Below are 21,685 nucleotides of genomic sequence, written 5' to 3' on the forward strand. Positions count from 1 at the left end.
CTATCCTTGAAGGCTTCTTGGCCGGCGGCGGCCCGCCGGCGGCACGGCTACAGCCAGAACGGCTCGCTCAGCGCAGAATGTCGGTCCAGAGTTCCGACGGATCGGGCTCGGGATCGTTGGTCGCGAACTCGGCGGCCGCAGCAACGATCTCGCGGACCTCCTTGTCGACGGCCTTGAGTTCGTCCTCGGTCGCAAGGCCCGCCTTGATCAGGCGTGCGCGCACCTGCTCGATCGGGTCGTGGGTCTCGCGCATCTTCTGGACTTCGTCCTTCGAGCGGTACTTCGCCGGATCAGACATCGAGTGGCCGCGGTAGCGGTAGGTGACCATCTCGAGGATGTAGGGGCCCTTGCCCCCGCGAGCGTGAGCGATCGCCCGCGCGCCGGCGGCCTTCACCGCGCGCACGTCCATGCCGTCGACCTGCTCGCCGGGGATGTCGAAGCTCGCGCCGCGCTGGGACAGGTTCGTGTTCGACGAGGCGCGCTCGACCGAGGTGCCCATGCCGTACTTGTTGTTCTCGATGACGTAGACGACCGGCAGCTTCCAGAGCTTCGCCATGTTGAAGCTCTCGTAGACCTGGCCCTGGTTCGAGGCGCCGTCGCCGAAGTAGACCAGGGAGACCCGTCCGTTCTTCTTGTAGCGGTTGGCGAAGGCGAGGCCCGTCCCGAGAGACACCTGCGCGCCGACGATGCCGTGGCCGCCGTAGAACTGCTTCTCGACGCTGAACATGTGCATCGAGCCGCCCTTGCCCTTGGAGTAGCCGCCGCGGCGCCCCGTGAGCTCGGCCATGACGCCCTTCGGGTCCATCTCGCAGGCGAGCATGTGGCCGTGGTCGCGGTAGCCGGTGATGACCTGGTCGCCGGGCTCGACCGCCATCTGCATGCCGATCACCACGGCTTCCTGGCCGATGTAGAGGTGGCAGAAGCCGCCGATGAGGCCCATGCCGTAGAGCTGGCCGGCCTTCTCCTCGAAGCGGCGGATGAGGAGCATCTCGCGGTGGGCGTGAAGCTCCTGCTCCTTGGTGAACTCGAGCGCGCCGTCCGAGGAGGTCGCGTCCGTTTTTGCGGAGGTCTTGGGGGCCGTCGCCTTGCGGCCGCCGCGCGCGGCGGACTTCGGCGCGGAGCTATCCGAGCGGGTCGACGGGGCGGCTTTTGCGGCGGATACGGCCATGGACGTTCCCCTGAGCTGGGCTTCCTTGAGACGGAAACCTAACGCGACCTTAAGGCAAATCGAGCCGACGCCCAGATCGCTTGGAACGTATGTGCCCGGATGCAACTAAAGTCGCAAGGGGGGTCATAGAGTATTTTGATTGTGCGATAGCGAAGAGCAACCCAACGCGCCGCGCTGCGCCTGCGAAGACGTCAGCGCGTTTCGACGACGCGGTCGTTGGGGTGCAGCCAGCCCAGATCGACGCGCGCCTCCTCGTCCAGGAGGTCGGGGTCGAGCTGGTCGGAGCTCAGCAGATCGATCCGATGCTCGTAGCTTTCGCGCGTCTCTTTAAGCGAGGCGAGCTGCGCCGACAGAGTGGCGATCTCCGCCTCGAACTCGCGGCTGGCGACCAAGCCGTGGGCGCCCACGTAGGCCTGCTGGCTGAAATAGACGACCGCCCCGGTGGCGACGAGCCAGAGCGCGAGTTGGGCGGCGGCCGTGCGCCAGCGGTGACGAATGATCATGCCCGCGAGAGTGCCGCGGACATGGTTTCGAAATCCTTTAAGCCGCGCGTTTCAGCGTGCCCCGCACTTTCCGCCACAGCTTGTCCGCAGCGTTGCGCGACGCCGCGCGCGCCCCCGCCGGGGCGATCGGAACCGTCGCGTCGGGCTCGTCCTCGATGCGAAGGCCGACGCGCACGACCTTACCCTCGTCGACGCCGCGCACCACGAGCGTCGCCCCGCCGAACTCAACCGCGTCGCCGACCGCGGGCTCGTTCTCAAAGCGCCGGGCGAAGACTTCGGCGACCGTCGATCCGGCGTCCTCGGCGGGAACCGCGAGGCCGTACATAGCCGAGAGCGTCGCGAGCGCCGCGTCGCCGCGCAGCGCGAACTCGCTGAGCGCGGGCTTGGCGCGCCCCGCCTCCGTCGAGGCGAACAGGCCGTCGAGCTCCGCCACACGATTGTGCGGCGCCAGAAAATAACCGTAGTCGCCCGGCTTCAGCGCGCCGGCCTGGAGGGGATCGAGAATGCGGTCCTCCCGGATCACAAAAACCGGCGTCGCCCATTTCGGCACTGCGTCGCGGGCCAGAATCGGGCACTTCGGCGTCACGGGGTAGCCGACCATCTCCTGCGCGAGCTGACCCGGCAGGTCGATCTCGATTCGCTGCACCTGCCGGCCGGTCTGGCGGACGGCGAGACCGAGCCGTTTCGCGAGTTCGGTGATCGTCCAGCCCTGCACCAGCAGCGAGACGATCACCGTCACGAAGGCGACGTTGAAATAGATCTGCGCGTTGGGGGCGCCGGCCAGGGTCGGGATCGCGGCGAGGAAGATCGACACCGCCCCGCGCAGGCCGACCCAGCCCACGAAGCCGATCTCCTTGCGCGAGAAGCCGAACGGCAGCAGGCAGAGCGCCACCGCCGCCGGCCGCGCCACGAAGATCAGCATGAAGGCGATGGCGAGCGAGGCGCCGAGCGACGGCAGAAGGCTCGACGGCGTGACGAGCAGGCCGAGCACGATGAACATCACGATCTGGCAGAGCCAGGTGACGGTGTCGTGGAAGGCGATGATGCTCGGCAGCGCGCGCACCTGACGGTTTCCCACCACGATGCCGGCGAGATAGACCGCCAGGAAGCCGGAGCCGTGCATGACCGCCGCGAGCGCGAACAGCGCGACGGCGCTCGCCACCACGAACAGCGGGTGCAGACCGGACGGCAGGTCGACCTTGTTCAGCACGAAGGCGAGCGCGAACCCGCCCGCGACGCCGGCCGCGCCGCCGATGATCGCCTCCTGCAGGAATTCGCCGAGGATCGTCAGCCCGTCGTGACCGCCGGAGGCGCTGACGATGCCGACCATCATGACGGTGAGGAACACCGCCACCGGATCGTTGGTGCTGGATTCGATCTCCAGCACGCCGCCGACCCGCCGCTGGAGCTGCAGGCCGCTGGCGCGGATCAGGAAGAACACCGCCGCGGCGTCGGTCGAGGCGATTGTGGCCCCGATCAGGAAGCCTTCCGAGAGCCTGAGGTTCAGCACGTAGGAGGCGAAGGCGCCGATCAGCCCCGCGGTGATCACCACCCCCACGGTGGCGAGCCCTATCGCCGGCGCGAGCGAGCCCGCGAGATGCGAGATGCGCGTGCGCAGCCCGCCGTCGAACAGGATGATCGCGAGCGCGAGCGAGCCGATCAGGTAGGTCAGCCGGTAGTTGTCGAAGGCGACGCCGCCCGGCCCGTCCGCTCCGGTGAGCATGCCGATGATGAGGAAGACGAGCAGCAGCGGCGCGCCGAACCGGGACGCGACGAGCGACGACAGAATGCCGACGAGCACCAGGGCCGCCCCGAACAGCAGGACCGCATTGACGACCGTGATGTTGTCCATGCCCGCCGGTTCGCATGCACGCCACGGGCGGCCGGGCGCGCCTGGGGCGAACCCGGCGTGGTCCGAGCGCCGAAGCGTCAGAGGAAGGAGGTTGGAACTTCCCCGACGAATGCCGCCAGATCAAGGCGGAACAACATCTTATGCGGCTTATGGCCGGGCGAGCGCGCCGCCGGTCAGCGGGCGCGGCGCCCCGGTGGTGCCGGGATAGGTCAGCGGCAGCCCCTTCAGGCTCCGCACTGCGAGCACCGCGAAGGCCTGCGCCTCCAGCGCGTCGGCCGAAAGCCCGACCGCGTCAGCGGTTTTCACGTCCGCCCCGAGACGATCGCGAAGCCCCGCGAGCAGCGTCGGATTGCGCGCGCCCCCGCCGGCGACGACCCACAGCGCCGGCGGCTTCGGCAGATGGGCGGCGGCGCGGACGACGGACTCGACGGTGAAGGCCGCGAGCGTCGCCAGGGCGTCCGCCAACGGCAGGGCGTCCGTGGGGCCGGCGTCGAAGGCGTTGCGGTCGAGCGACTTGGGCGGCGCGACGTCGAAGTAGGGATGGTCCATCAGACGCGCGAGCGCCGCCGGGTCCACGGCGCCGGAGGCCGCGATCGCGCCGTCGCGGTCGAAGGCCTCGCCGGTCTCGCGGAGCAGCCGATCGTCCATCAGCGCGTTGGCGGGCCCAGTGTCGAAGGCGACCAGCGCCCCGTCCGCCCCGATGAAGGTGACGTTGCCGACCCCGCCGAGGTTGAGCACGGCGAGCGGGCGCGGCAGGTCGAGCGCCCGCACCAGCACGGGGTGGATGGTGGGCGCGAGCGGCGCCCCCTGCCCGCCCGCCGCCACGTCGGCCGCGCGGAAATCGTAGACCACCTGAACGCCCAGCCGTCGTGCGAGCGCCTCGCCGTCGCCGATCTGGACCGTGAGACGGTCGGCGGGACGGTGCAGCACGGTCTGCCCGTGGAACCCGATGACGTCGATGTCGTCGGCGCGGAGCCCATGCGCGGCGAAGAAGCGCTCGACCGCCTCGGCGTGGGCGTCCGTCACGATCGCCTCGGCCTCGGCCACCGCGCCGGGCCGGGCCGTACGGTCGGAGATCGCGGCGGCGTCCGCCAAGGCTTGGGCCAGCACGGCGCGTTCGTCCGTCGTGTAGGGCCGGTACCCGGACGGCCCGAAAGCCTCGATGCGCTCGCCGTTGGTCTCCACCAGCGCCACGTCGACGCCGTCGCAGGAGGTGCCGCTCATCAGCCCGATCGCACGCATGTCGCCTCCCCTCAATGGTTAGTTACGCCGCCGCAAAGCGTGCGCCTCGTCATCCGCCAGCTTGTCCGGGGGATCAGTTTTGATCATCAAGCGCCAGCAAACGGAAGTCTGGATGCCCGGGATAAACCGGGGCGTGACGAGGCGTTTCCGATATCGGACATCCTGCGCTAAACCCCGACGCCACGTTCGATCTGCCGAAAGACTGTTACGCCCAATGACCGCCTACGCCTCCGATTTCCTGCGCCTCCTCGAAGAGCGCGGCCAGATCCACCAGCTTTCCGACGCCACGGCGCTGGACCAGCTCGCGCAGGACGGAATCGTCACGGCCTACATCGGCTACGACCTGACGGCGCCGAGCCTGCACGTCGGGCACATGGCGAACATCATGATGCTGCGGCGGCTGCAGCAGACCGGCCACCGGCCTATCGTGCTGATGGGCGGCGGCACCACCAAGATCGGCGACCCCTCGTTCCGCGACACCCAGCGCCCGCTGCTCGACGACGCCCAGATCGCGGCGAACAAGCAGTCGATCAGGACCGTGTTCCAGCAGTTCATGACCTTCGGCGACGGCCCAACCGACGCCGTCATGGTCGACAACGCCGAGTGGCTCGACAAGCTTGAGTACGTGCCGTTCCTGCGCGAGATCGGCCGGCATTTCTCGATCAACCGCATGCTGTCGTTCGACAGCGTGAAGACCCGCCTCGAGCAGGAGCAGCCGTTCTCCTTCCTCGAGTTCAACTACATGATCCTGCAGGCCTACGACTTCCTGGAGCTCAGCCGCCGCTACGGCTGCCGGCTGCAGATGGGCGGCTCGGACCAGTGGGGCAACATCGTCAACGGCATCGAGCTGTCGCGCCGCGTGGACGGCGCCGGCGTGTTCGCCCTCACCTGCCCGCTGATCACCACGGCCTCGGGCGCCAAGATGGGCAAGACCGCCGGCGGCGCGGTGTGGCTGAACGCCGACATGGCCTCGCCTTACGTGTTCTGGCAGTACTGGCGGAACACCGAGGACGCCGACGTCGTGCGCTTCCTCAAGCTGTTTACGGACCTTCCGCTGTCAGAAATCGAGCGTCTTGGCGCGCTCGGCGGCGCGGAGATCAACGAGGCCAAGAAGGTTCTCGCCACGGAGGCGACCGCGCTGGTCCACGGCCGCGCGGCGGCGGAGCAGGCTGAGGCGACCGCCCGCACCACCTTCGAGGAAGGCGCCGTCAGCCAGTCGCTCCCGACCGTCGAGATCGACGCCGCGGCGCTCACGGCCGGCCTCGGCGTGCTGACCGCCTTCGCCGAGATCGCCAAGCTCGTCGCCTCCAACGGCGAGGCCCGCCGCCAGGTGAAGGGCGGCGGCCTCCGGGTCAACGACGCCGCGGTGACCGACGAGCGTGCGACCTTGACCACGGCGGACCTGACGCCGGAGGGCGTGATCAAGCTCTCGCTCGGCCGCAAGAAGCACGTGCTGCTCCGCCCGCGGGGGTGAGAGGTTCGCTGATGCGCTGAACCACGGAGGCGTTGCGGATCTCGGTGTAGACCGCGCTCCGCCTTAGCGTCCCGGCCTTGCGCGGGAGACGAGGACGGTTTCGTCCGCCGTCGCTCTGAGTCTCCTACTGCGCCCCCGCCGGGACATTACCCGCCGCCCCGGCGTCCGGGGCGGTCTGCCGGAACTCGAACAGCTTGCGCAGGAAGCCCGGCGCCACCGCGGACATCGGATTGATGGTCACTGTCGGCGCCCCGGTCTTGCCGGTGACCTGGAAGGTCACGCCCAGCAGGCCGCCGTTCTTGCCGCCGGTCAGAAGCGCGCCGATGATCGGAACCTTGCTGAAGAGGTTGTTCAGCGAATAGGCCGGGACGAAGGTGCCGACGAGCGAGACGCTGTCGGCGGCGTAGTCCACCACGCCCTCCAGCGTGGCGCCGAGCTGCGGCCCGTAGACGACGGCGTCCTTGACCTCGATCCGCCCCTGCCCCTGCACGAAGGCCACGCGCAGCCGCTCGAACCGCGTTGCGCCCTTCCGGGCGTCGGCGGCGGCGTTCGCGTCCGCTCCCGTCGTCTGACGCACGCGGTCGAGCGCGGTCTCGTTCCGGACGAGGAAATCCTTCACGTTCAAGACCCCCGGCCCGCCCGCGAGCGAGGCCTGCAGGTCGAACTGGCCGCCATCCACCCGGCCGTAGAGATCGGCGAACCGAAAGAAGGCGCCGGCGTCGCCGCCGCTGAGGCGCAGCCGGCCGTCGTCGGCGGTGGCGAGCCGTATGCCGCTCCCGCCGATGCGCCCCGAGCCGTCCGCGTCGGTCACCCGGCCGTCGCGCATGGCGAGCTTGAGATCGAGCCCCGCGATCGCTTCGCCGCCGTAGCCGAGGCCCGTGCCGAGCTTGGCGACGACGTCGAGCGTCTTTGGGATGGCGCCGGAGCCGGGCTTGTCGGTCCCCCGCGCCGCGGCGGCTTTGCCGCGGAACGAGTCGAGCAACGGCTTCAGGTCCAGCGCCGCGCCCTGCACCACGACCTTGGTCGAGCCGGAGCGCAGCTTGTCGATCTCCACGCGCGCGTCGTCGCCGGGCGCAGGGCGGTAGATCGGGAAGGTGGCCGCGAGCAGCTCTCCCTTGGGGCCGAATTCGATGCCGCCACGAACCGACCGATCGCCGCTCTCGATCGCGAAATCCCTCACGACCGTCTTCTCCGGCGTTTTCTCCACGATCAGGGCGAGCTTGCCGGGCCGGCCGGCAGGCTTCCGGAACCCCGGCACGAGCCCGTCGATCCCGACGCCGGTGAGGTCCGCCGACAGGCTCATCGGAGCGTGGGGCTCGTCGAGGGCGAGCGATATCTGCAGCGGCAGGACGCCCTTCATCGAGCCGGGAACGTCGAGACCAAGACGCGTCAGGTCGGCGGCGTCGGCCGTAAGCGTCGCCGTCAGTTGGCGCTTGGCGGGCGAACTCGCCGTCGCCGGCGTTTCGACCACGTTGATCGTCGCCGGCGCGCCGGCGATCTGCCCCTTCCCCGCAAGCGTCTTGCTCGCGCCGTCCACGGCGAGCTTGAACGCGCCCTTGTCGAAGGCGCGGCCGGCGAAAAGATCGGCGATCGCCACATCCGTGATGTCGGCGGCGACCTTGACCGCGACCGGCGGTCCCGGCTTGTCGTCGGGATGGCCGAGCTCGAAGCCCGCCGCGACGTCCGCCGCGATCCTGCCCGAGACCTTCCCCGGATCGAGCTGCGGCGGAAGCGGATTCGGCCCCACCGCGCCGGAGGCCAGAAGCGCCAGCGCCGGATCGAGAGCGCCCTGGGCCTTGAACGCGACTGTGGCCTTCGGGAAAGGCGCGCCGAAGCCGCCCGTGACGAAACTGAGATCGGTGATCGACAGACCGCCGCTTGAACCGGGGACGAAGGCCTTCCCGATCGACACGCGGGCGTCGGTCGCCGTCGCCGCGATCGTCCCCGTCGCGCCGTCGATCCACGGCAAGGTGGGCGCCCCGCGCAGGGCCGCGTCCGAGAACGTCGCGTCGATCGCCATCGAGCCCGGCGGCAGCGGATCCTTCGGCCCCATGCCGGCGAGAACGCCGGCGGGAATGTCGAGGGTCAACGAGAACGCGTCGACCTGGCCGGAGCGGATGTTCTCCACGGCCCAGCTCCGCACGTCGTGGCCGAGGAAGGGCGGCCACAGCCGCAGGATGGCGGAGGCCGGCATCGGGTCGCTGACGAGGCCCAGCCGGATCGCAGGACTGGCGCCTTCGAAGCGGATCAGCGCGGTCGCCGCGGCCTTGGCGGTGGGGCCCAGCACCTGGGCGCGCGTCACCTCGAGGGTCGCCGCCTCCGCGTCGAAGCGCGCGTCCAGAACGACCTGGTCGAGCCGGAGCGGCGTGTCGCCCACCTGTTCGCCCGCGAGCAACACGTCGCGCCCGTCGAAGTGGGCGAGCCACATGGCCTGACCGGCGACAGGCGCCGTCAGCGCGCCGGTGAACGACATCTGGCCCGTGCGCCCGACGATGCGGGACGGCTCGATGACCACCGCGCGTTTCGCGGGGTCCCAGGCGAACTTGAGCTTGAGGTCGTCGACGTCGATGCTGCGCGCGGCGCCGTCCGGCACGCCGGGAAGGGCGATCGAGAGGCTTCGGGCGGTGATTCGCCCGTCGCCGGCCGCGAGGCGCCCGTCCGGCCCGATACGGGCGCTGAGATGGCCCGACAGCCGCCCGGTCGCCGGCGGGGCGCCGGCCTTCTGGGCGAAAGGCGCGGAGTACGGGGCGAGAGACACGTTCTCGAGCCCGAGGTCGATCACGCGCTCGCTCGTCGCGGCGTCGGGGGCGATGGTGACCGCGATGGTCCAACGATCCTCGGGACGCGCGGACGAGGTCGTCAGGGCGATGGCGCCGTGCTCCCCGCGGGAGAGCCGAAGCGAGACGTCGTCCTGTGTCATGGCCGGCTGACCGCCCCGCCCGATCAGGAGCGCGGCGCCGGTGACCTCGACCTCTTCCAGCGCTCCGACGGCGCCCCCCGGGCCGAGCAGCCGGTCGAGGTCGGCGACGCCGGCGAGGATGCGGTCCGGCAGGTCCGTCTGCTTCGAGGCCGCGCCCATGGTCTGTTCGAACTGCGCGTCGATGCGCGGGTTCGTGGCGTGGACCGAGCGCACCCGCACGTCGCCCCGCAGCAGCGCCAGTCCGTCGAGCCTGAGCTCGACCTTCGGCGCGGCCACGATCGTGGGGCCGCCGGCCGCCTTTGCGATCGCCAAGTCGACGAGCCGCAGCTCCACGCCGTCCGCGCCGCGGTGCAGTTCAGCGTCCTCGATCGATACCGCGTACTCCGGGCCGAGCCGCGATTCGAGCGCCGCCGTCACCCTGGGAATGACCTGCGACGCGGGCAGCGGCAGATAGAGGATGGCGAGCCAGATCGCCGACAGCGCCGCCGCGACCCCAAGGAGGCCGAAGGCGACGAGGCGGACCGCGCGACGCGGCGAGATCAGCGGCCCGGCCCGACGTCGCCGCGCGGCGACGAGGGCGAGCGCTCGGGCGCGTCGCGAGGGGCTCTCCATCTCGGTCATCAAGCGTGAGAGGTCTCCGAGGATGCGACGCAGCTTGCGCGACGCCCTATCGACGTACCTGCAACCGACCGGGCGCTCAAGAGTCGGGGACCGGTGACGATCCGAAACGGGCGCCTTACGTAGTCTGCGCGTTCCGCAACGAAGGAGACCTCCATGGCTGAAGCTCTCACGATCGGCGATCCCGCCCCGCCTTTCGAGCTGCCGGGCGCCGGCGGCGAATCGATCAGCCTCGCCGGCCTGAAGGGGCGGAAAGTTGTGCTCTATTTCTACCCGAAGGACGACACCAGCGGCTGCACCAAGGAGGCGATCGCCTTCAACGGGCTGCGCAAGGCCTTCGCGGACGCCGGGACCGAGATCATCGGCGTGTCGCCGGACAGCGTCGCCAGCCACGACAGGTTCCGCACCAAGTACGACCTCGCCTTCCCGCTCGCGGCCGACGAAGAGAAGACGATGCTCGAGGCTTACGGGGTATGGAAGGAGAAGAGCATGTACGGCCGCAAGTACTTCGGCGTGGAGCGCACCACGGTGCTGATCGACGCCGATGGCCGAGTCGCGCGGGTGTGGCCGAAGGTCAAGGTCGACGGCCACGCCGACGAGGTGCTGCGGGCCGCGCAGGCGTTATGAGGTCGGAAGGCGGCGCGTTAGCCGGCGGTTAACCCTAACGCGAAACAGTCGGCGGGCCCGCAGATGAAAGGCCCTCCGCATGACGATCGATCGCGCCGCCCCGTTCGGCGGAGACCTCATCGTCGTCGAGTGCGGCCGCCGGTTCGCCATCCGCCTGCCGCGCTACGGGGCCGCGGCCGTCGCGGCCGTGATCGCTCTGTCGTTCGGCTGGTCTCTCGGGACGGCGTACTACGTGGCGTTCCACGACGTCGTCGTCGCCGAGATCCGTGGCGGCGCCAAGGTGGCGGCGAGCGCTTACGAAGCGCAGATCGACGAGCTCAAGACCGAGCTCGAGCGCGTTCGGACCCGTCGCCTCGTCGAAAAGACCGGCTCGGAGCAGCGCCTGGCCGAACTCGCCCGGCGGCAGGAATCGCTTGAACGCCGGCAGACGGTCCTGGCCGAACTCGCAGGTCCGGCGCTCGACCAGCCGGCCGCCGCGCCGGCATCCTACGCCGCGAAGCCGACGCCGCTCGACCGTCGGGACGACGCGCGGCAGGGACTCGTCGCATCGGCAGACCCCGTCGATCCCACCCGCCAGATCAGCGTGGGGCTCGACAAGCTGGAGGCCGGACAAGGCGCGGCGCTCGACGCGATCGAGGCCCGGATCGACGACAAGCGCCGCAAGCTCCAGCGGATCTACGACGGGCTTGCCCTGCCGAAGTCGAACGCCCGAGGCGCGGAGGCCGGCCGCGGCGGCCCGTTCGAACCCCTCCCCGCACGGGCGCGGACCTTCGAGGCGCGCGCCGACCGGGTCGCGGCCCAGCGCGCCGCGACCGCCGAACTCCGCGACCGCCTGGAGGACGCTCCGATTCGGACGCCCGCGCCGGGCGCATCGATCAGCAGCGGCTTCGGAGCGCGCACCGACCCGTTCCTGGGCCAACCCGCGTTCCACGCCGGCCTCGATTTTGAAAGCGCCCAAGGCCGCCCGATCCGCGCGACGGCGCCGGGACGGGTCACGACGTCGGGCTACAGCGGCGGCTACGGGCTGATGGTCGAGATCGACCACGGCGGAGGGCTGACCACCCGCTTCGGCCACATGTCGTCCGCCGCCGTCCAGGTCGGGCAGACCGTCAAGGCCGGCGCCGTTCTTGGCCACGTCGGCTCCACCGGCCGCTCGACCGGGCCGCACCTGCACTACGAGACCCGGATCGACGGCGAGGCGGTCGATCCGCTGCGCTTCCTGCGCGCCGGCTCCGCCTACGCGGCGACGCTGTCGAACTGAAGACGATCTGCGCTGAAGATTGACGCCCGGTCCTCGTGTCCCGGCTCAAGCCGGGACACGACGGGAGATCAGTCGACGTCCTCGACGCCCTCGGGCGCGCCGCCATAGGCGCGCTGGGCGAGGGTCGCCTCCATGAAGTCGTCGAGCTTGCCGTCCAGCACGTCCTGAGGCGAGGTCGAGGTGTGGCCGGTCCGCAGGTCCTTCACCAGCTGGTACGGCTGCAGCACGTAGGAGCGGATCTGGTGGCCCCAGCCGATGTCGGTCTTGGCCGCCTGGTCCGCCGCCGCCTGCTCCTCGCGGATCTTCAGCTCGCGCTCGTAGAGCTTGGCGCGCAGCATGTCCCAGGCGGTCGCCCGGTTCTTGTGCTGCGAGCGGTCGCCCTGGCTCACCACCATGATGCCGGTCGGGTTGTGCACGAGGCGCACCGCCGATTCGGTCTTGTTGACGTGCTGGCCGCCGGCGCCGCCGGAGCGCATCACGTCGGTGCGGACGTCGCTCTCGTTGATCTCGATTTTGATGCTGTCGTCGATCACGGGGTAGACCATGATCGAGGCGAAGCTGGTCTGGCGTCGCGCGTTCGAATCGAACGGCGAGATGCGCACCAGCCGGTGCACGCCCGCCTCCGTCTTCAGCCAGCCATAGGCGTTGTGGCCCTTGATCTGCAGCGTCGCGGACTTGATGCCCGCCTGCTCGCCGTTCTGGTGGTCGACGACCTCGATCTTGAAGCCGCGACGCTCCGCCCAGCGGGTGTACATCCGCAGCAGCATCTCGGCCCAGTCCTGGCTTTCGGTGCCGCCCGCGCCGGGGTGAACCTCAAGAAAGGTGTCGAAGCCGTCCGCCTCGCCGGAGATCAGCGACTCGAGCTGGCGGCGGGCGGCCTCGGCCTTAAGCCCACGCAACGCCGTCTCGGCGTCGGCGACGACCGACTCGTCGCCCTCCATCTCGCCGAGCTCGATCAGCTCGAGGTTGTCCTTCATTTCGCTCTCGATGCGCTGCACGCCGCTCATGGCGTCGTCGATCGAGGTGCGTTCGCGCATGATCTTCTGCGCGCGCTCCGGGTCCTCCCAGAGCGTCGGGTCTTCGGCGATGTCGTTCAGTTCTTCGAGGCGGGCCTTGGCTGCATCCCAGTCAAAGATGCCTCCTCAGCAGCCCGACCGACTGCTCGATGTCCTGAACGAGGGTCTCGATTTCGGCGCGCATGGCCTCTGAGCTCTCGTGTGTGCGTTGGGGAGGCGACTGTTAGCGGCCCTGTCTCGCGCTGTAAACGGCGCGGCGCCGCCTTATGTGCGCTGCCGAGGCGCACGCCGCGCCGTCAGGAGAAAACCGCATGAGCAAACTTGTCGTGATGTACCCGAAGCCGGCCGATCCTGCCCAGTTCGACAGCCATTTCCGCAGCGTGCATATGCCGCTCGTCCAGAAGATGCCCGGGCTGAAGAGCTTCAGCTTCGGCCCGGCCACCGCGCTCGACGGCGCCGATGGCGCGTTCTTCTGGATGTTCGTCGGCACGTTCGACAGCCTCGAGGCGATCCACGCCGCGCTGGGCTCGCCCGAAGGCCAGGCGGCCGTCGCCGACATTCCGAACTACTCGCCCGAGGGGCCGACGATCCTGCACCTCGATTCGACCGAGGGCTGACGCTCAGGCCGCGGCGCGCCCCTCGGCGCGCGCGGCCTCGAACACCTCGCGCGCGGCGTCGGCGTTCATCGCGGCGATCCCAAGGCCGACGATCAGGTCCGGCCACGGCGATAGCGTCGCCGCGGTCGCAAGGCCTGCGCCGATGATCGCGACGTTGGCGAGCGCGTCGTTGCGGGCGGAGAGGAAGGCGGCCTTGGTGAGGCTGCCCTGCGCCGCCCGGAACCGCGCGAGCAGCAGGGCGCAGGTCGCGTTGACGGCGAGCGCGCCTGCGCCCGCCAGCGTCAGCGCCCCGGCCGAGGGCGCGACCGGCGCACCATAGGCGCTCCATGCGGTCCAGAGGGTCGCGAGCCCGGGAATGAGCAGGATAGCCGCCAGCGCCATCCCGAGGCGTGAGCGCGCCCGCGCCGACCAGCCCAGCGCCAGAAGGATCAGAAGGTTGACCGAGGCGTCCTCGAGGAAGTCGACGCTGTCGGCGAACAGCGCGACCGAGCCGATGGCGGCGGCGACCGCGAACTCGACGCCGAAGTAGCCGAGGTTGAGCGCCGCCACGAGGCCGACCGTGCGGCGCAGGCCATCGTCGGCTGCGAGTTCGGCCGGTTCGATCTCGTCGCTCAAACGTCGCGTGCCCGGTCCCTTGCCGACCTCGAGCGGCTCAGTACAGCCCGCCGGTGCCCGATCGCACGGCGCGGTCGGCTTCCGGAGTGACGGTCTGCGGACGGCCGCTCTGGTCGGCCGAGCCGATGATAGAGTAGCTGTCCGGCGGCGCCGTGCCGGGCTTGAAGGCTTCGAGGATGACCTTCGAGTCCCCCGCGGAGGCCCGCATCCCGCTCGACGGGTTGATGCGGATCAGCTTGATGCCGGGCGGCACGCGGAACGGGGTCGCGGCCTTGTCAGCGAGCGCGCTCTTCATGAATTCGGTGAACACCGGCGCAGCCAGCGAGCCGCCGGTCTCGCCGTCGCCCATCGAGCGCGGCTTGTCGTAGCCGAGGTAGACGCCGACCGCGAGGTCGGGCGAGAAGCCGACGAACCAGGCGTCGCGGTAGTCGTTGGTGGTGCCGGTCTTGCCGGCGATCGGCCGGCCCACCGCCTTAACCCCGGTGGCCGTGCCGCGCAGCACGACGCCTTCGAGCATGGAGGTGATCTGGTACGCCGTCATCGGGTCGAGCACCTGCTCGCGGCGGTCGACGAGCTTCGGTTCGTCCTGGTTCGCCCAGCTGCCCGCGTTGCAGCCCAGGCACTCACGGTCGTCGTGGCGGTAGACGGTCTTGCCGGTGCGATCCTGGATGCGGTCGATCACGGTCGGCGTGATGCGCTTGCCGCCGTTCGCGAACATCGAATAGGCCGCCGTCATCCGCAGCACGGTCGTCTCGCCGGCGCCCAGCGCCATCGACAGGTAGGGCGGCAGGTCGTCCATCACGCCGAAGCGCTTGGCGTATTCGGAGATGAGCGGCATCCCCATGTCCTGCGACAGCCGCACCGTCATCACGTTGCGCGACTTTTCGATTCCGAATCTCAGGGTTTGGGGGCCGTAGAACTTCTTGCCGTAGTTTTCCGGGCGCCAGATGCCGATGCCCGGGCCCTGGTCGATCTCGATCGGCGCGTCCATCACGACGGACGACGGCGTGTAGCCGTTGTCGAGGGCGGCGGCGTAGATGAAGGGCTTGAACGACGAGCCCGGCTGGCGCAGCGCCTGGGTGGCGCGGTTGAACTGGCTTTCGTCGTAGGAGAACCCGCCCGCCAGCGCGAGCACGCTGCCGGTGTAGGGGTCCATCGCGACGAGGCCGCCCGAGACCTCCGGCGGCTGCCGCAGGCGGAACTGCTCGGAGCCCTCCTTCAGCGGCTCGACATAGATCACGTCGCCGGGCTTCACGACCTGGGCGACGGTCTTCACCGCGCGGCCGCGCTCCGGCCCCTTGGCCCACTTCGCCCAGCGCACGCCCTCCAGCGGCAGCACGGCCGTGACGCGCTCGTGCGTCACCGCGCCGGATTTCTCCCGCCCGGGCTGCAGCCCGATCGTCGCCTGGGTCGCGCCGGTTTCGAGCACGACCGCGAGACGCCACGGCGCGACGTCGCCATAGGCCGGCACGTCGGCGAGCGCCACGCCCCAGTCGCCCTTGGGGTCGATCTCGCGCAGCGGGCCGCGCCAGCCGCGCTGCTGGTCGTAGGCCACGAGGCCGTGGCTGAGCGCCGCGCGGGCGAGCGCCTGAAGCTTGGGGTCGAGCGTCGTGCGGACCGACAGCCCGCCTTCATAGAGCCCCTTCTCGCCATACTTCTCGTAGAGGACGCGCCGGACCTCCTCGGCGAAATACTCGCTCGACGGCAGCTGCGAGCCCGTCGGGCGCGGGTTGACCTCCAGAGGCTCCTTCTTGGCGGCCGCAGCCTCCTCGACGGTGACGTAGCCGTTCTCCGCCATGCGGTCGATCACCCAGTTGCGGCGCTCGATGGCGCGCTCCGGGTAGCGGAACGGGTGGTAGTTGTTGGGCGCCTTCGGCAGCGCGGCGAGGTAGCCGACCTCGGCCAGCGTCAGCTCGGTGACCGACTTGTCGAAATAGACCAGCGACGCCGCGCCGACGCCGTAGGCGCCCATGCCGAAATAGATCTCGTTGAGGTAGAGCTCGAGGATCCGGTCCTTGGAGTAGGTCTGCTCGATCCGGAGCGAGAGCAGCGCCTCCTTGAGCTTGCGCTCGTAGTTCTGCTGGTTCGTGAGCAGGAAGTTCTTCGCCACCTGCTGGGTGATCGTCGAAGCTCCCTGCGGCCGACGGTCGGCGTTCTGCAGGTTCGACAGCGCCGCGCGGGCGATGCCGGTGAAGTCCAGGCCGCCGTGCTCGTAGAAGTTCTTGTCCTCGGCCGACACGAAGGCGTTGATCACGCGCTTCGGCACAGCCTGGATCGGCAGGAACAGCCGCCGCTCCTTGGCGTACTCCGCGATCAGCCGCCCGTCGTTGGCGTGCAGCCGGGTCATGATCGGAGGCTCGTAGTTGGCGAGCTGCTCGTAGTCCGGGAGTTCGCGCGAGAATTTCCAGACCACGACGCCGACGACGGCCGCGCCGAACACGGCCACGATCGCTCCGGTGGCGAACAGGAAACCCAAGAACCGCACAAGCAGGCGCATATCACCTCGTTCCGTGTCGACGGCCTTGAACGCGAACGAACGAACGACGCGACGTCGTACGGGTGCGGTCGGAACAGCGGCCTTAAGCGGTACTGGACGGCCCCCCGCCCTGCTCCCGCTTATCAGATACCCGGATCGTGGCGCTTTGTGGAGATTGTACGGCGCATCCGTCCTGCGCTCAATTCACCCGGCCGGGTGTGCTTCCTGCGATACGCGTCTCGAAGTAGCGATCGATGGCGGTCGAGATCGCGTCCGTCGCCTGGTCCCGCCACGCGTCGGACATCAGCAGCTTGGCGTCCTCCTTGCTCGAGAGGTACCCGAGTTCGAGCAGGACGGAGGGCACGTCCGGGGCCTTCAGCACGCGGAAGCCGGCGGATCGCAGGGGATTCTTGTTCAGCTTGGCGGCCTGCTTGAGGTCGCGCACCAGCATCTTCGCGAACTGGGCGGTGAAGCTCGTGGTCTCGCGGCGCGTCAGATCGAACAGGATGCCCGCCACCTCCTCGGGCTCGTCCGACAGGTCGACGCCTGCGATCAGGTCGGCCTTGTTCTCCTTGTCCGCGAGCCGCTCCGCCTCCTTGTCGGAGGCCTTGGACGACAGCGTGTAGATCGTGGCGCCCCGGACGCCGAACGGGTCGGTCAGGGTGTCGGCGTGGATCGAGATCATCAGCGCCGCCGCGTTGTCGCGCGCGACCTTCACGCGGCCCGGCAGCGAGATGAAGGTGTCGTCGTCGCGCGTCAGCACGGCCTTCCTGCGCCCGGAGGCCTCGATCTTGGCTTTGAGCTGCTTCGCGAAGGCGAGGACGATGTCCTTCTCGCTCGCGCCGTCCGGGCCCGCCGCGCCGGGATCGACGCCGCCATGGCCGGGATCGATCACCACCACGGGCAGGTCGGTCTTCTCGGCCACCGTCGCCTGGGACGGCGTCGCGCCGGTGGTTTCCGGCCCGTGCGCCGCGACCGACTGCAGGAAGGTCTTGCGGTCGCTAGGCGTCAGGTCGAGCACGATGCGGGCGGGCTGGCCGTCGACCGGGTCGAGCACGAAGGCCTTGTCGATCGCGACCGGCCGCGTGACGTCGACAACGATGCGCGAGCGGCCGGGCGCGAACACGCCGAAGCGGTAGGCGCTCACGAGCCCCCGCCCCTGCCGTCCGGCCGCTTCGGGCAGGCGGAACGCCACCTCGGGCAGATCGATGATCACCCGGTAGGGGTCCGCCAGCGTGAAAGCCTTGATGGGCGTCGACGCGGTCAGGTCGATCACCAGACGCGTGCGCTGCTCGTCGCCCGCCAGTCGTGAGTCCGTCGCGACCGGAGGCTGCGGCGCGGTCTCCGCCAAGGCGGGGACCGCCCACGCGACCAGCGTCAGCAGAACGACGGCGACAAACGACACGCGAATCATAGCGGCCCGAAACACCTGCTGAAACGAGGAAGCGCCCAACGTGTTCTAAGGATTTACGGGCTCGCGGTTAACCCGTTCTTAAACCTGTTCGCGCGCTTTCGCGATCCGCTGTGGCGCGGGCGTGACGGCGGACCGGCGAGCGTGCTTGTCAAGCGCCCGTTTCGTCCGCTAAAAATGTTTCGCTCACGCTCCGGTGACGCGAGTCTCTTGCCAGACACCCGCCGAACCAGCGTCCGTCACGGCGTCGCGACTGCGGCGCGCGGCTCGCTCGCGCCCCAACGGGACGGGCGACGCCGATGCGGCGAAGTCGGTCCGTTTCCGGTCATGGTCAAGCGGCGGCTTTCGACGGTTCCGTCTGGGAACGCCGGATCGCCGGCGTGAGCGCTCGAAGGTTCGCCTTCGGGTCCGTCCTTGGGTCCCTTTCGCGCCGGCGTCCGACGCCGCGCCGCGACCAGTTTGCGAGGTTCGCCGGAGAATGCGCACGGCGCCTAACGCCGCCTCCGCTTCGTCCCGGACTTCGATTCGCCGGATGCTCCGGCTCGCCTCGTTTTCGCGCCGCCTTGCCGCCCTTTCGGCTCACGGCGCGCCCTTCCTCCCCTCATACGAGCGTTCGCGCGCGTCCCGCGCCCCGCAGGCGCCGTCGGCGACGACGGCTCCGCGCCCGCTCGGCCGTATCCAAGAGTTTCGCCAATGGCCAACAAAATGCTCATCGACTCCACCCACGCGGAGGAGACGCGGGTCGTCGTCGTCCGCGGCTCCCGGGTGGAGGAATTCGACTTCGAAAGCGCGAGCCGCCGACAGCTTCGCGGGAACATCTATCTCGCGAAGGTGACGCGGGTCGAACCGTCGCTGCAGGCGGCGTTTGTCGAATACGGCGGCAACCGCCACGGCTTCCTCGCCTTCAGCGAGATCCATCCCGACTACTACCAGATCCCCGTCGCCGACCGTCAGGCCCTGCTGGCCGAAGAGGAAAAGGCGCACGCGGCCGAGGAAGAGCAGCACGAGGAGAAGCCGACCGGCGGCCGGCGCCGGCGCGGCCGCGCCCGACCGAAGGCGGCGCCCGCAAACGGCGACGAGTCGGTCTCGCTCGAGCCGGCCCCGGAAGAGGTCGGCGGCGAGGAAGGCCCCGCCCCCGAGGCCTCCGCGGAAGCCGAGAGCGCCGTCGAGGCCCATGTCGCCGAGCAGGAAGAGAAAGTCTCCGGCGACGACGACCACGACGACGACAATGACGACGAGCATCCGGTCGAGTCGATCGGCGCGGGCGACGCTCTCGAAGAGATGCCCGAGCGGCGCCCCCGGCACATCCGCTCCTACAAGATCCAGGAAGTCATCAAGCGCCGCCAGGTCTTGCTGGTGCAGGTGGTCAAGGAAGAGCGCGGCACCAAGGGCGCGGCGCTGACCACCTATCTCTCGCTCGCCGGCCGCTACTCCGTGCTGATGCCGAACACCGCCCGCGGCGGCGGCATCTCCCGCAAGATCACCTCCGCCCAGGACCGCAAGCGCCTCAAGGAGGTCGCTTCCGACCTCGAGGTGCCGGAGGGCATGGGCGTCATCCTGCGCACGGCCGGCGCCAGCCGCACCAAGCCCGAGATCAAGCGCGACTTCGAATACCTCATGCGCCTGTGGGAGACGGTCCGCGACCTGACCCTGAAGTCGGCGGCCCCCACGCTCGTCTACGAGGAAGGCTCGCTGATCAAGCGGTCGATCCGCGACCTCTACAACAAGGACATCGACGAAGTTCTGGTCGCCGGCGAAGACGGCTACCGCGAGGCCAAGGACTTCATGCGCATGCTCATGCCGAGCCATGCGAAGATCGTGCAGCCCTACCGCGACAGCCAGCCGCTGTTCTCGAAGTCGGGCGTCGAAGCCCAGCTCGACGCGATGTTCTCGAACGTCGTGACCATGAAGTCCGGCGGCTACATCGTCATCAACCAGACCGAGGCGCTCGTCGCGATCGACGTGAACTCGGGCCGCTCGACCCGCGAGCACAACATCGAGGACACCGCGCTCAAGACGAACCTGGAGGCGGCCGAAGAGGTCGCGCGCCAGATGCGCCTGCGCGACCTCGCCGGTCTGATCGTCATCGACTTCATCGACATGGAGGAGAGCCGGAACAACAAGGCGGTCGAGAAGAAGCTCAAGGACTGCCTGAAGGACGATCGCGCGCGCATCCAGCTCGGCCGTATCTCGCACTTCGGCCTGATGGAGATGTCGCGCCAGCGCATCCGCACCGGCGTGCTGGAGAGCTCGAGCGAGATCTGCCCGGTCTGCGCCGGCGTCGGCACGGTGCGGGCGGTGCCCTCCGTCGCGCTGCACGTGCTGCGCATGGTCGAGGAGCACCTGCGCAAGGACGCGACCCGCAATCTGCTGGTGAAGACCCGCAACGAGGTCGCGCTCTACATCCTCAACCAGAAGCGCGGCCATCTCGGCGAGATCGAGAGCCGCTTCGGCGTCACCGTGCTGTTCGCGGCGGAAGAGCACCTGCCGACCGGCCAGCATCTGACGATCGAGCGCACCGAGCTCGCGACGGGCGAGCCCCGCGCTCCGATCACGCAGGTCCGCGTCGACAGCATTCCGCCGGACGAGGTCGTGGACGAAGATCCGATCGTCGAGGACGAGGAGGTCGAGGCCGTCGCGGCCCAGCCTGCGGCGCGCGAGCCGCAGGCCCAGAACGGCGGCGGCGATCAGGACGGCTCCGAGGGCGGCGGCCGTCGTCGGCGCAGGCGCAGGCGCCGGCGCGGCGGCGGCTCCGGCGAGGCGTCGTCCTTCGGCGGCGAGCCGCAGGGCGAGACCTCCGCGGAGGCCGGAGGCTCCGACGAGGACGAGACCGAGAACGGTCCGGACGACGCGATCGTGAGCGACGTCGCCGGCGACCAGCCGCTGGCGCCGGTCCTGGTTTCGGTCGAGGAGGTGTCCCAGCCCGTGGACGCCGCGGCCGAACCCGAAGCGCCTGTGATTGAGGCTGCCGAAGCGAGCGACGAGGAGGACGGCAAGCGCCGCCGTCGCGGCCGTCGCGGCGGTCGTCGCAGCACCAAGAAGGACGCCGAGGAGATCGCGGCGGCCCCGGAGGAGGCTCCGAGCGACGCGCTGATCGTCGAGGACGTCGCCGCCTCGGACGTGGCGGAGCCCGCCGAGGAGCCGGCCGCGCGGGAACTGACCGCCGTGTCGCCGGCGGCCCCGCAGCCGGAGGACGCTGTGGCGGCTGTCGCCGCGCCGACGCCGGACGACGTTGAGCAGCCGGCGGCCGAGGAGACCCGCGCCGCGCCTGCGCCCGTGGTTCAGGAGCTTCCGGAAGCGGTCGAGGACCCCGATCGTCCCCGGCGCACCGGCTGGTGGAGCAAGCGCGTCTTCGGCGGCTGAACCGCAGCCGAACATTCCTTTGACGCAGAAGGCCCGGACGGCGACGTCCGGGCCTTCTGTCGTTGAAGCGCCATCGCGCGCTGTCGTTCCAGCCCCAACGCTCGCGAAACCGCCTTGCTCGTGCCGGCCTTGAGCCGGGACCCAGATCACCAGCGCTTTCGAGAAAAGCGCTGGCGCCGCCGCTGCGCCATCCCTTCCGCTCAGCTCTCCCGGGGGCAGAGCGCGGTCGCTTCTGACGGACTTGCCGTCATGCCGGCAAAGCCGGGTATCCACGAGCTGCACGTCGAGCTCCGCCCCAACGTCGTGGAATACCCGCGCACAAGCGCGCGCGTGACGGCCTGATCAATTCGAACCGATCACGCTCTAAACTAAAGGCAAACCCACACGGACGAACGGCGCCGTCGGCCCCAAGCGGCCCGAGGGCAGCACCTCGTCCAGACGACCGCCGGCGACGCGCGACACGGGGGCGGCGGAAGCGATCGCTCCCACTCTGCCAGCCGGACACGAAAAAGGGCCGGTTTC

The 21,685-nt window shown here is 69.8% G+C and carries 14 protein-coding genes; 5 read left to right on the forward strand and 9 right to left on the reverse strand.

Going from position 1 to position 21,685, the window contains the following annotated elements; all coding sequences use genetic code 11:
• Positions 1 to 67: 67 nt before the first annotated feature.
• From pdhA to JOD31_RS01105, 4 genes are all read right to left on the reverse strand, one after another.
• Positions 68 to 1,168 carry a pyruvate dehydrogenase (acetyl-transferring) E1 component subunit alpha gene (gene pdhA, locus JOD31_RS01090; RefSeq protein ID WP_204948480.1) on the reverse strand — a complete coding sequence of 367 codons (1,101 nt, stop codon included), beginning with the start codon at positions 1,166 to 1,168 and terminating at the stop codon, positions 68 to 70.
• Between the two features lie 191 nt (positions 1,169 to 1,359).
• Entirely contained in the window at positions 1,360 to 1,671 is a 312-nt protein-coding gene (locus tag JOD31_RS01095; protein WP_020185228.1) for an FtsB family cell division protein, read from the reverse strand.
• Positions 1,672 to 1,708: 37 nt separating this feature from the next.
• Positions 1,709 to 3,523: a potassium/proton antiporter gene (locus tag JOD31_RS01100; RefSeq protein ID WP_204948481.1), complete on the reverse strand. Its 1,815-nt coding sequence runs from the start codon at positions 3,521 to 3,523 to the stop codon at positions 1,709 to 1,711.
• 147 nt (positions 3,524 to 3,670) lie between these two features.
• On the reverse strand, positions 3,671 to 4,765 hold the full coding sequence (locus JOD31_RS01105; protein WP_204948482.1) for an anhydro-N-acetylmuramic acid kinase: 1,095 nt from the start codon (positions 4,763 to 4,765) through the stop codon (positions 3,671 to 3,673).
• A 214-nt stretch (positions 4,766 to 4,979) separates the two neighbouring features.
• Between JOD31_RS01105 and tyrS the strand changes: the two genes are divergently transcribed.
• Positions 4,980 to 6,239: a tyrosine--tRNA ligase gene (tyrS, locus tag JOD31_RS01110; RefSeq protein ID WP_204948483.1), complete on the forward strand. Its 1,260-nt coding sequence runs from the start codon at positions 4,980 to 4,982 to the stop codon at positions 6,237 to 6,239.
• A 124-nt stretch (positions 6,240 to 6,363) separates the two neighbouring features.
• Here the strand turns inward: tyrS and JOD31_RS01115 are convergent, their stop codons facing one another.
• Positions 6,364 to 9,780 (reverse strand): AsmA-like C-terminal region-containing protein, encoded by a 3,417-nt coding sequence (locus JOD31_RS01115; protein ID WP_204948484.1) that lies wholly within the window; start codon positions 9,778 to 9,780, stop codon positions 6,364 to 6,366.
• A 153-nt stretch (positions 9,781 to 9,933) separates the two neighbouring features.
• Between JOD31_RS01115 and JOD31_RS01120 the strand changes: the two genes are divergently transcribed.
• Positions 9,934 to 10,404 (forward strand): peroxiredoxin, encoded by a 471-nt coding sequence (locus JOD31_RS01120; protein ID WP_204948485.1) that lies wholly within the window; start codon positions 9,934 to 9,936, stop codon positions 10,402 to 10,404.
• A 79-nt stretch (positions 10,405 to 10,483) separates the two neighbouring features.
• Positions 10,484 to 11,665 (forward strand): M23 family metallopeptidase, encoded by a 1,182-nt coding sequence (locus JOD31_RS01125; RefSeq protein WP_204948486.1) that lies wholly within the window; start codon positions 10,484 to 10,486, stop codon positions 11,663 to 11,665.
• Between the two features lie 68 nt (positions 11,666 to 11,733).
• On the opposite strand, the gene prfB is transcribed toward JOD31_RS01125, so the two are convergent.
• Positions 11,734 to 12,865, reverse strand: a protein-coding gene (gene prfB / locus JOD31_RS01130) for a peptide chain release factor 2 (RefSeq protein WP_204948487.1) whose coding sequence is annotated in 2 segments (ribosomal slippage) — positions 11,734 to 12,795 and positions 12,797 to 12,865 — 1,131 coding nt in all. Because the reading frame shifts where the segments join, the coding sequence is not laid out codon by codon here.
• Between the two features lie 127 nt (positions 12,866 to 12,992).
• Here prfB and JOD31_RS01135 point away from each other — a divergent pair.
• Complete coding sequence (locus JOD31_RS01135) at positions 12,993 to 13,298, forward strand: EthD family reductase (protein WP_204948488.1); 306 nt, start codon at positions 12,993 to 12,995, stop codon at positions 13,296 to 13,298.
• A 3-nt stretch (positions 13,299 to 13,301) separates the two neighbouring features.
• Here the strand turns inward: JOD31_RS01135 and JOD31_RS01140 are convergent, their stop codons facing one another.
• From JOD31_RS01140 to JOD31_RS01150, 3 genes are all read right to left on the reverse strand, one after another.
• Positions 13,302 to 13,913, reverse strand: coding sequence for a cation efflux transmembrane domain-containing protein (locus JOD31_RS01140; RefSeq protein WP_246482294.1), 612 nt, complete (start codon positions 13,911 to 13,913; stop codon positions 13,302 to 13,304).
• A gap of 37 nt (positions 13,914 to 13,950) precedes the next feature.
• Positions 13,951 to 16,410, reverse strand: a complete 2,460-nt coding sequence (locus JOD31_RS01145) for a penicillin-binding protein 1A (protein WP_204948489.1) — start codon at positions 16,408 to 16,410, stop codon at positions 13,951 to 13,953.
• Between the two features lie 178 nt (positions 16,411 to 16,588).
• Positions 16,589 to 17,803, reverse strand: a complete 1,215-nt coding sequence (locus tag JOD31_RS01150; RefSeq protein WP_204948490.1) for an N-acetylmuramoyl-L-alanine amidase — start codon at positions 17,801 to 17,803, stop codon at positions 16,589 to 16,591.
• Between the two features lie 690 nt (positions 17,804 to 18,493).
• Between JOD31_RS01150 and JOD31_RS01155 the strand changes: the two genes are divergently transcribed.
• On the forward strand, positions 18,494 to 21,163 hold the full coding sequence (locus tag JOD31_RS01155; protein ID WP_204948491.1) for a ribonuclease E/G: 2,670 nt from the start codon (positions 18,494 to 18,496) through the stop codon (positions 21,161 to 21,163).
• Positions 21,164 to 21,685 lie beyond the last annotated feature (522 nt).

Origin of the sequence: Methylopila capsulata (genome assembly GCF_016907975.1) — a bacterium.
In the GTDB taxonomy this organism is placed as follows: domain Bacteria; phylum Pseudomonadota; class Alphaproteobacteria; order Rhizobiales; family Methylopilaceae; genus Methylopila; species Methylopila capsulata.